Source organism: Peribacillus sp. FSL E2-0218, from assembly GCF_037992945.1.
Lineage (GTDB): Bacteria > Bacillota > Bacilli > Bacillales > DSM-1321 > Peribacillus > Peribacillus simplex_B.
The window spans coordinates 2,171,375-2,187,034 of record NZ_CP150304.1; the positions used below are offsets into that span (position 1 = coordinate 2,171,375).

Sequence of the window (15,660 nt, forward strand, 5' to 3'; positions counted from 1 at the left end):
AGTGAACAACAAAATAGAAGAAAATGCTCAACAAATATTGGATATTATCGGCGGTTCTGAAAATATACTGAGCGCGGCGCATTGCGCAACTCGGCTACGTTTAGTTTTAAAAGACGAATCAGTCGTAAATTCGGAAGATTTATTACATGTCGAATTAGTAAAAGGCCAATTCAGTAATTCTGGCCAATATCAAATTATAATAGGTGCCGGAACAGTAAATGAGGTTTATAATTCACTAATTAAATTAGCTAATATTACCGAATCGACTAAAGCAGAGGTTAAAAAAGAAGCAGACAAAAAAATGAATCCGCTTCAAAAGCTTGTGAAACTTCTGTCAGATATATTCGTTCCAATCATCCCTGCCCTTGTAGCGGCTGGTCTTCTGATGGGAATAAACAATGTGTTAACCTCTAAGGGATTATTCTTTGACGGTAAATCCTTAATGGACATTTACCCGCAAATGACCGACTTTGCCAACATGATCAATATTTTTGCCAATGCTGCTTTTGTTTTCCTGCCGATCTTAATCGGTTTTTCAGCTACGAGAATGTTTGGGGGGAATCCTTATTTAGGTGCAGTTATTGGGATGATAATGGTACATCCCGATTTGTTGAATGCTTATGGATATGGCGAGGCGGTTCTTAAAAATACTGTACCGGTCTGGAATGTTTTTGGCTTAACCATTGAAAAGGTAGGATATCAGGGAACCGTATTCCCGGTCCTGGCCGCGTCATTCATTTTGGCATGGATCGAGAAGAATTTACGTAAAATCATTCCATCCGCTCTAGATAACTTATTGACACCTTTATTGGCTGTTTTTATTACAAGCTTTCTTACCTTTACGGTCGTAGGCGGAATCATGAGGTCGGCAGGAGACTTATTGGCTGATGGGTTGGTTTGGATCTATGATACATTAGGCATGTTTGGAGGTGCTATTTTTGGATTTATCATGGCACCGCTAACATTGACAGGTATGCATCACAGTCTTCTCCCTGTTGATATCCAGCTGATTGCAGGAGGTGGTTCATTCTTGCTTGCCCTTGTAGCCAGTAACAACGTCGCTCAAGGAGGAGCAACATTTGCAGCCATGCTGCTTTCAAAGGATAAAAAACTGAAAAGTATAGCAGTATCTTCAGGTATATCAGCTTTGTTAGGGATTACAGAACCGGCGATGTTTGGTGTGAATCTTAAATTGAAATACCCTTTCTACGCAGCAATGATAGGTTCTGCATTAGGATGTGCTTATGCAGCTTTTGCCCATATCACAAATGTAGCCCCCGGACCGGCTGGTATTATTGGTTTTGTTACTGTCCAAGCTGGTGATGTTATAAACTTTTTAATAGCAGTAAGTATTTCTCTGATTGCATCCTTTTCGATAACCATCCTCCTGTCTAAAACAAAATTTAATAAAAGCTTGTAATCTTTATAGAATGAAATAAATAATCGCTAAAAAACGAGTTGCTTTAGCAGCTCGTTTTTATTAATTTTCGGTTTTGGAGGTAAATAACGATGGAATGGACACAAGAAGCACGCTATCGTACGTATGAAAGTATGACTGCGGAGGAACGTCTGAAGCTGGAAAGGTGCGTATCAGCCAGTCCGTGGCGGCAAAAATATCATATTCAGCCGATGTATGGTTTATTGAACGATCCAAATGGTTTTGTTTGGTTCAAAGGGCGTTACCACTTATTTTATCAATGGTTCCCTTTTGGCGCGGTACATGGGATGAAACACTGGTTCCATACAGAATCAGCTAATTTGGTCGAGTGGGAAAACAAAGGGGTAGCCTTACAACCAGAACTTTCATTTGAAAGCCACGGAATATATTCAGGAAGCGGTTTTGTGCATAAGAATTCTCTATATTTGTTCTATACGGGAAATAAACGAGATGAAGAATGGAATCGCCATTCCTCACAGTGTTTAGCGATCATGAACAGGAATGGAAAAATAACGAAGCGGGATGTACCTATCATTAAGAGACAGCCAAATGGATATACCGAGCATTTTAGGGACCCGAAGGTATGGCAGGTGGAAGACAAATTCTATATGGTCGTAGGAGCACAACGTGAAAATGTAACAGGCTGTGTCCTTCTTTATCAATCCTATGATTTGATCGCTTGGTCACTGCTTGGAGAGATTGCAACGAAAGAAACGGATTTCGGCTATATGTGGGAATGTCCTGATTACTTTCCCTTACAAAATTATGGAATTCTATTATGTTCCCCTCAAGGGTTGAAGCCAGAAGGTGATTCATACCGCAATATTTATCATTCGGGCGTGTGGGTAGGCAAGCCTTTAAATATTGAAAATGGTCATTTCGACCATGGTGATTTTCAAGAACTCGATGCCGGCTTTGATTTCTATGCACCGCAAACGACGTTATCTCCTGATGGCAGACGGCTTCTTGTTGGTTGGATGGGGTTGCCGGAAATAGAGTATCCCACTGATTCAGAAGGATGGGCACATTGTTTGACCATACCAAGAGAGCTTTCGATTAAGGAAGGTCTTCTTTGTCAGCAGCCTGTTCGTGAATTAAAAGAGAAACGAAAAAAGGAAGCGCGGGCAGCCATGAATGTGAGTAACGAAGTAAGCGATCTGGGTGAACTTTCAGGTGATTGTTTTGAAATGATAGGTGAAATTGAAGTGGGTAATGCAAAGAGAGCTGGACTGAGGTTGCGTGTTGGAAAAGGGGAAGAAACGATACTTTATCTTAATACGGAAACTCAAAAGGTAGTGCTTGACCGTACAAACGCAGGTCTATCGTTTGCGCAAGACTATGGTTCCATTCGTCAAAAGCATTATTCGAAAAACAAGATACGTTTTCACATTTTCATGGATACCTCTTCGATTGAAGTGTTTGTGAATGATGGGGAAATGGTGTTTACATCGCGTTTATTTCCAAGAAAAGAAAGCCAGGGTATTCAGTTTTTTGCAGAAAAAGGTACAGCAAAAATCGATGCAGTCCAGTGGAAATATGACTGAATTCATTTTTGAGTATAAGGGAGGAGTGAGGATAGATGAGCGGAAATAATCTAGTCGTTTGTGTGGGGGAATTATTGATCGATTTCTTTTGCATGGATATCGATGTGGACTTAAAGGCCGGTTCAAGCTTCGTTAAGCGAGCAGGGGGTGCTCCAGCGAATGTGACAGCTGCCATTGCAAAGTTAGGTGGAAATGCTGCATTAGTAGGTAAAGTAGGGAGTGATCCATTTGGCACATTCCTTATTGATGTGATGAAAGAAGTGAAAGTTGATACTGCGCTGGTTACAAGAGATGACCAGGTTCAAACTACGATGGCATTCGTCTCTCTTCAAGCTAATGGTGAAAGAGATTTTGTCTTTTTCCGTGGAGCGGATGAACAATTAAATATAGGTGAGCTGAATCTTGAAAAAGTAATGGCCGCAAAAGTATTACATTTTGGATCTGCTACAGCCATGCTTGGAGGTACAGCACTCATAACGTATTTGAACCTGATGAAGATCGCAAAAGAGAAAGGTATCTTTCTCTCATTTGATCCAAACTTCAGGGCAAATCTTTGGGAGGGCAGAGAAAATGAGTTCGTAGAATTAACAAAACGAGCCATCTCTAAGGCCGATCTAGTAAAAGTCAGTGAAGAAGAATTAAAACTTATATCCGGACTAAACGATGTAAAAGCTGGGGTGTTATCCTTGCATCAGTTAGGTGCAAAAATGATTACCGTAACATTAGGTGAAAATGGAACGTTTGTTTCAAACGGTGATGAGCAATCCATCATCTCAAGTATCCCTGTAAAGTCCATTGATTCAACAGGAGCAGGCGATGCTTTTATCGGAGCATTGTTATACCAGATTTCCAACGAAGAAAATTTATCCATTTTTCTAAATGATTACAATAAGCAAAAAGAAATGGTGACCTTTGCAAACAAAGTTGGTGCCTTGACGTGTACGAAAATTGGAGCAATTTCTGCATTGCCGACTCTTGATGAAGTAGTAATGAAAAAATAGTGGAATTTCGCTCATTCCCGAAAGGAACCTTTTTTTTCAAACTTTTGCTGAACCTTCTGCACCAAAGAGCGAAAGGGCAAATTAAAACCAAGCAAAGTGGGTGGATCGTATCGCTTCGAGCGAGTGATTTATATAGAAGGAGTATCCAGCCCTTTCCAGGAAGAAGGCTGACTTTCGGATTTTCCAATAACCGTAAAAATCAAGGGCCGGTATATTCATGCTCAATAAATTGGGTTATAAATAATAATTGAGGCAGACATTTTCTTAATAGAATGTCTGCTTTTTATTCGAAAGTTCGCATTTGAAAAAGGTGTATTTAAAATATTATTAGCAAACCAAGGAGGCTTTTTTGTTTAAACAATCATAAACTATCGAAGTTGGTTGAACAAGCTAGTTCTCTCTATCATCATTGAAGGTAACTAAGAGGTTCTGATTACGAGTAGTGTTGACATGCATGAAAGTATGTTTGAAACGAATAATGAACTTATTTTGAAAATCGAAGTGTAACTAAGCCTGTACCATCCAAAAAAAGTTTTTGAATAGAAAACGTAACAAAGCGAAAAGTAATCATGATGAGCACTAAACCTTTTCTTTGCATAGGGTAGGAGGGTATGGTATATTAAGGTGTGAGGAGGGATGGGCAATGGATGAATTGGTAAATGGGCCAGATTCACTAAATGAACAAGAATGCTGTACGACAATTTCCAACGGCCGTAAAAGTCATCACTCAGATGCAGTAAAAAAGAATTTAACGACCCGCTTAAATCGTATCGAGGGGCAAATTCGCGGTATTAAGGGTCTGATTGAAAAAGATACGTATTGTGATGATGTGATAACTCAGATAGCGGCCACTCAAAGCGCGATGAATAGTGTCGCCAAGATTTTGTTGGAGGGGCATCTAAAAAATTGTGTCGTGGATCGGCTGAATGAAGGAGATACAGAGGTCATAGATGAAGTCCTAGTTACGATACAAAAATTAATGAAAAAATAAGGAGTGTTGGTTTGTATGGAAAATGTAACATTGAATGTTAGTGGAATGTCTTGTGGGCATTGTGTCAGCGCAGTGGAAGGGAATGTAGGAAAACTGGCAGGTGTGGAAAGTGTGAAGGTGCACTTGGAATCCGGTAAAGTGGATGTAACGTTCGAGAATGGAAAAGTATCACTCGAAAAAATTAAAGAAACGATTGATGATCAGGGGTATGATGTCGAGTAAGTCATGAGAGTGCTTTTAGGGCACTTCTTTTTTACAAAAAAATATACCCCATGGTGGTATGGAAAGGCGAGGATAACATGGGCGATCCCATAAAAGAAACAAGTATGCAAATTTCAGGGATGACTTGCGCTGCTTGTGCTAACCGAATTGAAAAAGGGTTAAACAGGCTGGAAGGCGTCAAAGAAGCTACCGTTAATTTGGCTTTGGAGAAGTCAGTCATTAAATACGACGCTTCAATAGTTAGTGATTCCGATATTGAAATGAAAATTCAAGATCTTGGCTACGATGTCGTAAAAGAGAAAAGGGAATTCACGATTACAGGCATGACTTGTGCTGCCTGTGCAACCCGAATTGAAAAAGGGGTAAATAAATTGGGCGGCGTGAGCAAGGCCAATGTGAATCTGGCGCTCGAAAGTGCAACCGTCGAATATACACCTTCCGAAATCACTCCGGCTGATATCATACAAAAAGTCGAAAAGCTAGGGTATGGAGCGATCATCAAGGAAGATAATAGGGAATCCATTGATTTCCGCCAAAAGGAAATTCAAAAGCAAAAGAATACATTCATCTTTTCCATCATTTTATCGTTTCCGTTGTTATGGGCGATGGTGAGTCATTTCAGGCTCACTTCGTTTATCTATATGCCTGATTTCCTCATGAATCCTTGGGTGCAAATGGCATTCGCCACACCTGTGCAATTCATCATAGGAAAGCAGTTTTATGTAGGGGCGTATAAGGCCTTGAAAAATAAAAGTGCCAATATGGATGTTTTAGTCGCAATGGGTACATCGGCTGCTTATTTTTACAGTGTCTATCAAGCCATCATTTCGGTTGGCTCCCATCACCATACGGCACAGCTTTATTTCGAAACAAGTTCCATTCTGATTACCCTCATTTTATTAGGGAAGCTTTTCGAAGCAAAAGCAAAAGGGCGTTCTTCCGAGGCAATCAAAAAGTTGATGGGTCTCCAGGCAAAGACAGCCTTGGTGCTAAGGAATGGAGAGGAGCGGGAAATCCCCCTTGAAGAAGTACTCGTAGGTGATCTCGTTTTGGTGAAGCCAGGTGAAAAAATCCCTGTAGATGGGGAAGTGGTCGAAGGGAACTCAGCCGTCGATGAGTCCATGTTAACGGGAGAAAGCATTCCAGTCGATAAAACGATCGGTGCTAATGTGATTGGTTCTACTTTGAATAAAAATGGTCATCTGAAAATGAGAGCAACAAAGATAGGCAAGGATACAGCCCTTTCCCAAATCATTAAAGTCGTTGAAGATGCTCAAGGTTCGAAAGCTCCCATTCAGAGGCTTGCTGACAAAATTTCCGGAGTGTTTGTTCCTATCGTTGTCGGAATCGCCCTTTTAACTTTCCTCGTTTGGATCATTTGGGTGAATCCTGGCGTCTTTACACCAGCTTTTGAAGCCATGATTGCGGTGCTCGTCATAGCCTGTCCCTGTGCTTTAGGTTTGGCAACGCCAACTTCCATCATGGCAGGATCGGGGCGGGCTGCAGAATTCGGAATCCTCTTCAAAGCAGGGGAGCATCTGGAAACGACGCATCATATCGGTACGGTCATTTTGGATAAGACGGGTACGGTAACGAATGGAACCCCGATGCTGACCGATGTCATTGTCGCGAATGGCATGGAGGAAGAAGAATTCCTCTCTCTAATCGCCTCAGCTGAAAAGCAATCTGAACATCCACTTGCCCAAGCAATCGTCCAAGGAATTCAAGCAAGAAAGATAGTACTTTCCGACGTTGAAGAGTTTGAAGCGATACCTGGTTATGGGGTGAAAGCGATCGTGAAGCAAAATGGGCTATTGGTTGGAACGAGGAAACTGATGATGCAAAATAATGTCGATATCGCTTCGGCGGAAGCAGTGATGGAAGAATTTGAAGCGCAAGGAAAAACAGCCATGCTTGCTAGCATTGAAGGAAACTATGCAGGGATCATTGCAGTTGCGGATACGATCAAGGAAACTTCGCTGGATGCGATTGCCAGGTTAAAAGCGATGGATATCGAGGTCATCATGATAACCGGCGATAATCAAAGGACAGCTATTGCCATCGGCAATCAAGTGGGCATCGGCAAAGTGATTGCCGAAGTCCTTCCTGAAGGGAAGGCGGAAGAGGTGAAAAAACTCCAGGACTCCGGTAAAAAGGTCGCGATGGTCGGTGATGGCATAAATGATGCACCCGCGCTTGCGTTGGCTGATATCGGCATGGCTATCGGAACCGGCACGGACATAGCCATGGAGGCAGCGGACATCACGTTGATCCGCGGTGATTTAAACAGTATTGCTGATGCAATGCTCATGAGCAGGAAAACGATGCGGAATATTAAACAAAACCTGTTCTGGGCCTTTGCCTATAACGTAATCGGGATACCAATCGCGGCAATTGGGCTGCTTGCCCCTTGGTTAGCGGGAGCTGCGATGGCCTTCAGTTCCGTATCAGTCGTTCTGAATGCGCTTCGCCTTCAAAGAGTGAAGCTCTAAAGGCTGGTTTTTTTACAATGAAGGCATTGGTACTCGTACCAATGCTCAGTTTGTAGACAAAAGGGGTTCGGAATTAAAAAATTCCGAACCCCTTTTGAAATTCCTTTGAAATTTTGATCAAAGGTTACGAGATTTGGGCTCTTCGAGCCACTATGTTAAGCCGTTTTAGGACCTTGCCATGTCCAAGTGGCCATCTTCTTTACATTCATGGCAGCGAAAGTAAGCATCGCCTGCATCGACAATTTTTTAAGTCCCCTTAAAGTAGTCCAACGCATACCATGCTTTTCTTTTGCATCTGCGAATACACGCTCAATCGTTTCTTTGCGTTTCGCATATATAGGTTTTACCTCTTGATGATGACGCAGATGATCTGCTTCTTCCACATATGCTTGCCAGATATGCCGTGTCACTACTTTTTGATGGTCTTTGCTTTCCGTACACCGTGATAAAAATGAGCATGTTGCACAAATTTGTTTGGGCGATTTGTACTCGCGATAGCCCTCTTTATTTGTTGTTGAGTACTTTAAAGTTTCTCCCGAAGGGCAAAGGTAACAATCAAAGTGTTCATCGTAAACATAGTCATGTTTGCGAAAGAATCCTTCTTTTGTACGAGGACGTGTATAGGGTAAAGCAGGTGTGATTTCTTTGTTAAATAGGTAGCTTGTAATCGCTGGTGTTTTATAAGCTGCATCTGCGGCAACTGCTTCTGGTTTTCCAACTTTCTCAATCACTTGCTCAACAAGTGGCTCCAAAATATGACTGTCATGTGTATTACCAGGTGTTACAATCGTTCCCAATACAAAACCGTTGCCGTCTGCGGCCGCATGGAATGAATAGGCAAACTGTTTTGTTCGTTCATCTTTCACATAGTAGCCACTCTCAGGATCCGTAGTACTTTCTTTAATTGCTTTGGTTTCTTCCTTATCAAATTTATCTGGTGGAAAAGGCTTCTTTCCATGGTTTTCACGATCTTGATTGATTTCTTCTTGAAGACGTCCTTGATACGCTCGTGTTTCTTTACGAACGATTTTCTTTTCAAATTTCCGTTTATTCGCACTGGCTTTCACATGTGTGGAATCCACGAAAACGTGTTCTACACTTATTAACTTTTTATTAGCAGCTGTCATTAAAATGCGACAGAAAATCTGTTCAAACAGGTCTGTATCTTTAAAGCGTCGCTCATAATTTTTTCCGAACGTAGAGAAATGAGGTACTTTATCATGGAAACCATAGCCTAAGAACCAACGGTAAGCCATATTGGTTTCAACTTCTTCAATCGTTTTACGCATGGAACGAATACCGAAGGTATATTGAATGAAAGTCAGTTTAACTAAAATAACTGGATCAATACTTGGGCGTCCTACCTCTGAGTACATATCTTTCACCAAGTCATAAATGAAAGTGAAGTCAATGGCAGCCTCCATTTTACGAACCAAATGGTTCGGTGGCACCAGTTGATCTAAAGTAATCATTTCAAGTTGATCTCGCTGAATAGAATCATGTTTAGAAAGCATCCTCATCACCTCAAGTTTTAATACTTCAATTTTAAAACAAAAATGACTCCAGTCAAAAGTGTTCTATCTAAAAGGTAAGACAAAGTTGATTGGAACGGAAGGTACGAGACTCCTGCGGGAAAAGCGCGTCTAGGGGAGACCCCGCAGGCAAAGCCGAGGAGGCTCCCCGACCGCCCGCGGAAAGCGAGTGCCTGGAGTGGAAATCAACGTCTAAATTGTACAGGCCATAAAAATAGACAAACTCGATTTTCATCGAGTTTGTCTACAGTCTGAGCATTGGTACTCGTACCAATGCTTTTTTTTTATTATTACTCATCCATGAAGTTGGAGGATTGGAAATTAACTTTCTGGGATAATGGTAACGGCAATTGTCCGAACAGGAGCATCTTTTTCTTTTCCAGAGGCATGGTAGTATTTTGTCATCAATTCATTTAATTCAGTTTGAAATTGCATAAAGTGATCCTCAGCGAGCTTTAATTCCACCATAGAGAATGTTGCACCATCTTCCTCGCCTTTTTGTTCTTTCACTTGCTTTAGATAATTTTGATATTGCGTCAAAATTGATAACTGATAAAGGGAAACATAATCAAGCTTCTTTGCAGCTGAGGCTTTTTTCCATTCTTCTGCTTTGATTGTCGCTTCCATTTCATTTAAAGCGTAATATTTTTCGGATACGGATTTTACTTTTTTTTCGTTAATGACGCGAATGATCCCAGCATCCAACATAGCTTGTATATGTCTATATAAAGTTGCTTGAGGTACATCTTCGATGATTTTTACCATTTCCAGGGGAGTCATGCCATGTTCTTTGTTTCTCATCAGAACCTGTGAAATCTTCATTCGTACCGGATGCATTAAAACTTCAGCTTTATTGACCATGCAGTTCTCCTCGTTAGTAGTTAGATTTGATTCTTATTATAAATAATGAGAATGGCTATTGCAATATTCTAATCTGAAAGTTATTATTATCATTATCAATAATGATAATGTAAGAGAGGAGTTCAACAAATGGAGATGCACTATGGTTTTAATGATTTGATGAATATCGATATATTCGCCTTCCTCCCCGTGATATTGCCATTTATGGCTGCGGCTTTCCTGTTGGTTTTCATTGCATGGATTGATTTGTACCGACATAGAAAAAAGAGGGATAACCTCCTCATTTGGACCGCTGTCATCCTTTTTGTCAGTACGATTGGCCCAATTCTATATCTTGTAATCGGCAGAAAGGAGCGCGATAGATTATGAAACTTGAAATCCGGAATGTGACAAAAGCATTTAATGGAAAAATCGCTGTAGATGATTTCTCGATGGATGTCGAAGCTGGATCATGTGTCGGCTTGATCGGACCGAACGGTGCGGGGAAATCCAGCTTAATAAAAGTGATCTCGAATGTCATGGACTCAGACCGAGGCGAAGTTATGCTGGATGGACAGGACATATCGAAAATGAAAAGCCAAATTGGCTACCTGCCGCAGTATCCAAATTTTTATAATTGGATGACAGCAACAGAAACGCTTACGTTCATGGGGAGACTTTCTGGATTGCAAAAACGGGGTTTAACACGAACCATACCAGGACTTTTAGCAAAGGTGGGTCTGTGCGGTGAAGGGGATTCCAAGATTGGCACATTTTCAGGCGGCATGAAACAAAGACTTGGCATTGCTCAAGCGTTGCTGCATAGTCCTGCACTAATTGTCATGGATGAACCGGTTTCCGCATTAGATCCCATTGGCCGCAGGGAAGTGTTGAACCTGATTGGGAAAATAAAAAAAGAAACGACGATTTTATTATCAACCCACATTTTGAGCGATGCGGAAGAAATATGCGAAAGGTTTGCCATCATGAAAAATGGCAGGAAGATAGAAGATGCCACGATTACTAATCTATTAAGCCATAATTGGAAAAATAAGCTTTGCGTGAAAATAACAGCGAAGGATCATAGATGGATTAACATTGTAAAAAAATTGCCTTATGTGAAGGAAGTGGAGGTCATTGGATCTGAGGTCAATATAAAAGTGGCAAACATTGAAGAAAACAAATCCCGAATTTTGAAAAACGCGCTTGAAAATGAAGTGGATATAATCAAATTCGAAACGAAAAGCGATACTTTAGAAGATATCTTTCATAAGTTGGTGGTCATGAAATGAATGCCTTTAATGTACTAATGAAAAAAGAATTTATCCATATGTTAAGGGAATATAAAGCTGTTTGGATGCCACTCGTTTTTATCCTGTTAGGGATCACTCAGCCAATAGTAACCCATTACTTGCCCTCTATCATCAAAGCATTGTCCGGGGGACAGGGTATCATGATTGATCCGAATCTGCCAGCCCTTAAGGGGGCGGCAGTATTAGCCAGTACATTAGGTTCACAATTTGACCAGCTTGGTCTTATGATCCTTGTCATCTCAATGATGGGGATAATACAGACAGATAAAGCAGATGGGATGCTGGCATTTATTTTAACTCGACCTGTTAAGGCAAGTTCCTATATTGCTGGAAAAATCGTCTCGAATTTTATGATTGCAGCCTTTAGTGTAGCAATTGGTTACATTGCTTCTACTATCTATGCAAATTACCTATTCACGAATGTTCCATTTTCACTAATGATACCTGCATTTTTGTTGTATCTTGTATGGGTCCTCTTTATCGTCACTTTTACAGCCTTGATCAGTATGATATGTAATGGTCAAGGCATGATCGCTTTAATCTCGCTTGTCTTCCTTATAGGTTGCAGAATCATCGTCAACTTAAATCCTGTACTCGATATAATCAATCCAGCAAGTATGAGCAATCATGCCAGGACATTACTCATCACAGGTACAATAAGTTCACATGCTGTAATCAGCCTGCTTGTAGCGTTATTTTGGATGGTTTTGATGTTTTATGTAATGAATTATTGGATCTCTGATAAGAAATACAATCAAGTGTAACCTTAAAAACATCAAACGGATGGAGTTGTGTTACTTGTGAATCACTCACTTTATTTGTGAATTTCGCAATCTAGGCTACCGCAAGGTCAAGAAACCTTCACAAGATTAATATAATAGTGGAAAAAATAGAAAAAAATGAAACAAACGAATGGAAAAATGGTAACATTTAGATGGTGAGTGTTTTGGGTGGGAGTTGATAGGTGAAGAGAGGCATAACCAATAATTAAAGTTATCAGAACGCTATGTAAAAGCAGGTATGAAAAAATTGAAAAAGATTCGGTGATTATGTGAATAAACGAAAAAGTTATTTTGATTCCAATCTGGCTCTGTTAATTGTCATATTGATGATTTTCAGCAGCGTTAGTTTATACAGCGCGCAAAAATATGCACAGCTCAATGTAGATTACTTCCAACAGCAAATCGTATGGTTTGTCATAAGTGGTGTGATGGTCCTGATCATTTTTTATTTTGATTTTGAATCTATCATGAAATTGACCCCATATATCTATTCATTCGGCATTTTGCTTCTATTGTTCGTCTTATTAGGCCCCGAAACGATTGCCCCGGTCAGGAAGGGGGCGAAATCTTGGATCGAAATTCCTGGATTGGGTTCGATACAACCATCTGAGTTCATGAAAATATTTTTAATATTGATGCTGTCCCATATCCTGACTAAACATATTGAAAAGTTTCCAGTAGGGGATATAAGATTCGATATTAAGCTATTGTGCAAGATGGGGTTGCTGGCTGCTCTTCCTATTGGCCTAACCCTGTTGCAAAACGACTTTGGTACTTCATTGGTAATGGCCGTCATCACCATGGGGATTGTCCTCGTATCGGGAATCAATTGGAAGATGATCGCATCCGTGGTTACGGTAGTTGTCGCTTTTATATGTTCCCTAGTAATTACGTTTTTGTATGATCCTAACCTATTATTGGGCTTATTGGATGGCTATCAATTGGATAGGATCAATTCCTGGCTCGATCCATTTGGACATGGCCAGGGAATCGGATACCAATTGAAGCAATCGATATTGGCAATCGGTTCCGGCATGACCGACGGGAAAGGCTTCAACCAAAGCGATGTCTACATACCTGAGGCACATACCGATTTCATATTTACGATAGTTGCCGAGGAGTTTGGGTTCATTGGGGCGAGTTTGCTGATATCCCTTTATTTCTTCATTATTTATAAAATCGTTGCGACAGCTCTGAATTCCTCTTTTTTCGAATCCTTCATTTGTGTAGGGGTCATCTCCTTCTTGACCTTTCACATCTTTCAAAATATTGGAATGGTCATCGGGCTGATTCCCATCACGGGAATTCCGCTTCCGTTGATGAGCTATGGAGGCAGTTCGGTAATGGCTACGATGATGGGGCTTGGACTCGTATTGAATGTTTCATTGAAGAAGAAGGATTACATGTTTTCAAATGAGTGACAAATATCCTCATGACAGTTCTTAGATCAAGCGATGCTTGGTCTTTTTTTCGTTTAAAAAGCATATAAAATCAGGGATGATGTATGCTTCCTTCACCGCTATTTCACCTAACAAGCCTTAAAACCACTTAATAGTAAGGCAATCATTTTTTATGTTAGGTTGGTCACGTCTTCATGAAACACTGAAAAAGGGCCTTCTAGTGAACCTTTGTGATGTTGAACAAGGCGGCCACTAAGTGTATGTATTGATACATTCCTTTATAGTTAGGGAGATTATCGATATAATAAACGTAAATCAGTTATATAGAGGAGCAAACAGATAATGACGAAGATTGATGAGACACGGGATCTTATTATTAAGACCTCCTTGGCTTTGTTTAATAAAAAAGGTTATAGTCAAACATCTATTCAGGATATTATGAGTGAATCGGGCCTACCCAAAGGGGCAATCTACAGAAGGTTTGAAAATAAAAATGAAATCGCTCTTGCTGCTTTTGATTACGCTGGAGGTATTATTTGGAGTCATTTCTTTGAGTCTACCAAGTCTAAGGGAACAGCAACAGAGAAATTAATTGCTATGTGCCATGTCTATCAGGATGCTGTTCATAATCCGCCTATTGAGGGAGGTTGCCCTTTACTGAATACAGCCATTGAAAGCGATTTTGGTTTCCAGGAGCTTCATGAGAAAGCTTCGGAAGCTTATAATCAAACATTACTTTTTATTCAATCTGTCATTGAAGAGGGGATTAGAAGTAAAGAATTTCGTCAAGACGTTAATTCTTATTCACTTGCTTCCTTTCTGTTTTCAACAATTGAAGGTGCAGTGATGGCAAGCCGTTTATCACTCAATAATGATCACATATTCCACAGTATTGAACAAGTTGAAGTATTGTTGAAGCATTACAAGAATGGAAGGTAGGAGGTACTTTTACCTTCCGTTCAATAAATGTTCACATTTCCACTGGTTGCATAACTATGTTTCCTAAGATAGAATATCCTTATCGGACCGGACGGTTCGGTCCTAAAAGATTCGAAAAGCGAGGTATTTATTGATGCATATCCAAGTTGTGTTATTTGATGGTTTTGATCTACTAGATGCAATTGCTCCTTATGAAGTTTTTACTGCTGCGGCGATGTTTACCAATCAAGAGTTAACAGTGGAACTGGTAACAGCAGAAGGAAAACGCATGGTGAAAAGTGGTATTAATGACTTGCTGATTCCAGCGAGCGGTAAGCTTGACGTAACTCGTGGCGGAATCATCCTTGTGCCTGGCGCTTCCGGATCAGTTTATGGGGGTGGAGCCGATTCAGTGCCTGCAAAGTTAAAGAGGGCGACGGAGACGGAATTAAGTAACATGTTAAAATATGCTTTGAATACTTCAGACACACTTGTGTCCACAGTCTGTGGAGGTTCTCTCATTCTAGCAATGAACGGTTTATTAGTCGGTCGCCATGCCGTAACGCATCATATGGGAATGGAATTATTACATGCGACGGATGCAATTCCTATCAATGCACGAATTGTAGATGACGGAAATTTAGTAACTGGCGGTGGTGTTACTTCGGGAATCGATGTGGCCCTTTATCTGATTGAACGAGAATTAGGTCCTCGTATTGCGCATGCAGTTGAACAATTATTCGAATATGAACGTAGAGGGACAGTGTGGAAAGCAGTAGGAAATACACCAAAAGAAGAAAAAGAAATTGAAGTAACAATCGTCGCGCCTCCCCCCCCATCTATGAAAGGTGGATTGGATAATACTTTCGTAGGGGAATGGGACACGACTCTTTCAACACCGATTGGTAAGCTATCAGTACTTTTGAATCTATTTTCTGAAGATGGACGATTCTACGGGACCGCTAAGCAAGGGGACGATGTCGCTACATTAGAGAATCTTATCATTGAAGGCGATCGATTACAATGGTCGATGTTGTCAACGAAGCCCATGCGTTTAAATTTGAAATTCTCTGTTTCGGTCAATGGAGACAGTATGTCTGGTGAAGCAAAAGCGGGAAGGCTGCCTTCATCAAAACTAGTGGGGCACCGTGTGTTATAGGGAGTCACAAAGGATATTTACTAACTAG

14 protein-coding genes are annotated in these 15,660 nt (G+C 40.7%); 12 read left to right on the forward strand and 2 right to left on the reverse strand.

Annotated elements, in window-relative coordinates; all coding sequences use genetic code 11:
• Position 1: 1 nt before the first annotated feature.
• From MHI53_RS10525 to MHI53_RS10550, 6 genes are all read left to right on the forward strand, one after another.
• Positions 2-1,420, forward strand: a complete 1,419-nt coding sequence (locus MHI53_RS10525) for a sucrose-specific PTS transporter subunit IIBC (RefSeq protein WP_061141838.1) — start codon at positions 2-4, stop codon at positions 1,418-1,420.
• Between the two features lie 89 nt (positions 1,421-1,509).
• On the forward strand, positions 1,510-2,982 hold the full coding sequence (locus MHI53_RS10530; RefSeq protein WP_340373428.1) for a sucrose-6-phosphate hydrolase: 1,473 nt from the start codon (positions 1,510-1,512) through the stop codon (positions 2,980-2,982).
• Between the two features lie 35 nt (positions 2,983-3,017).
• Positions 3,018-3,983: a carbohydrate kinase gene (locus tag MHI53_RS10535; protein ID WP_340373429.1), complete on the forward strand. Its 966-nt coding sequence runs from the start codon at positions 3,018-3,020 to the stop codon at positions 3,981-3,983.
• A 643-nt stretch (positions 3,984-4,626) separates the two neighbouring features.
• Entirely contained in the window at positions 4,627-4,974 is a 348-nt protein-coding gene (locus MHI53_RS10540) for a metal-sensitive transcriptional regulator (RefSeq protein ID WP_061141614.1), read from the forward strand.
• Positions 4,975-4,989: 15 nt separating this feature from the next.
• On the forward strand, positions 4,990-5,196 hold the full coding sequence (gene copZ, locus MHI53_RS10545) for a copper chaperone CopZ (protein WP_061141613.1): 207 nt from the start codon (positions 4,990-4,992) through the stop codon (positions 5,194-5,196).
• Between the two features lie 77 nt (positions 5,197-5,273).
• Positions 5,274-7,688: a heavy metal translocating P-type ATPase gene (locus MHI53_RS10550; protein WP_340373430.1), complete on the forward strand. Its 2,415-nt coding sequence runs from the start codon at positions 5,274-5,276 to the stop codon at positions 7,686-7,688.
• Between the two features lie 155 nt (positions 7,689-7,843).
• On the opposite strand, the gene MHI53_RS10555 is transcribed toward MHI53_RS10550, so the two are convergent.
• Positions 7,844-9,202 carry an IS1182 family transposase gene (locus MHI53_RS10555; protein ID WP_340371447.1) on the reverse strand — a complete coding sequence of 453 codons (1,359 nt, stop codon included), beginning with the start codon at positions 9,200-9,202 and terminating at the stop codon, positions 7,844-7,846.
• Positions 9,203-9,541: 339 nt separating this feature from the next.
• Positions 9,542-10,081, reverse strand: a complete 540-nt coding sequence (locus tag MHI53_RS10560) for a helix-turn-helix domain-containing protein (RefSeq protein WP_340373431.1) — start codon at positions 10,079-10,081, stop codon at positions 9,542-9,544.
• A 129-nt stretch (positions 10,082-10,210) separates the two neighbouring features.
• Between MHI53_RS10560 and MHI53_RS10565 the strand changes: the two genes are divergently transcribed.
• From MHI53_RS10565 to MHI53_RS10590, 6 genes are all read left to right on the forward strand, one after another.
• Complete coding sequence (locus MHI53_RS10565; protein WP_340373432.1) at positions 10,211-10,450, forward strand: PLD nuclease N-terminal domain-containing protein; 240 nt, start codon at positions 10,211-10,213, stop codon at positions 10,448-10,450.
• The gene (locus tag MHI53_RS10570) at positions 10,447-11,352 is read left to right on the forward strand and encodes an ABC transporter ATP-binding protein (RefSeq protein WP_340373433.1); all 906 of its coding nucleotides are present in this window, start codon (positions 10,447-10,449) and stop codon (positions 11,350-11,352) included. The genes MHI53_RS10565 and MHI53_RS10570 overlap by 4 nt, the downstream gene beginning before the upstream one ends.
• On the forward strand, positions 11,349-12,137 hold the full coding sequence (locus MHI53_RS10575) for a hypothetical protein (RefSeq protein WP_340373434.1): 789 nt from the start codon (positions 11,349-11,351) through the stop codon (positions 12,135-12,137). Before MHI53_RS10570 ends, MHI53_RS10575 begins: the two co-directional genes overlap by 4 nt.
• A gap of 287 nt (positions 12,138-12,424) precedes the next feature.
• Positions 12,425-13,576, forward strand: coding sequence for an FtsW/RodA/SpoVE family cell cycle protein (locus MHI53_RS10580; protein WP_061141607.1), 1,152 nt, complete (start codon positions 12,425-12,427; stop codon positions 13,574-13,576).
• A 321-nt stretch (positions 13,577-13,897) separates the two neighbouring features.
• Positions 13,898-14,494: a TetR/AcrR family transcriptional regulator gene (locus MHI53_RS10585; RefSeq protein WP_061141606.1), complete on the forward strand. Its 597-nt coding sequence runs from the start codon at positions 13,898-13,900 to the stop codon at positions 14,492-14,494.
• Between the two features lie 130 nt (positions 14,495-14,624).
• Positions 14,625-15,632 (forward strand): DJ-1/PfpI family protein, encoded by a 1,008-nt coding sequence (locus MHI53_RS10590; RefSeq protein ID WP_340373435.1) that lies wholly within the window; start codon positions 14,625-14,627, stop codon positions 15,630-15,632.
• Positions 15,633-15,660: the final 28 nt, after the last annotated feature.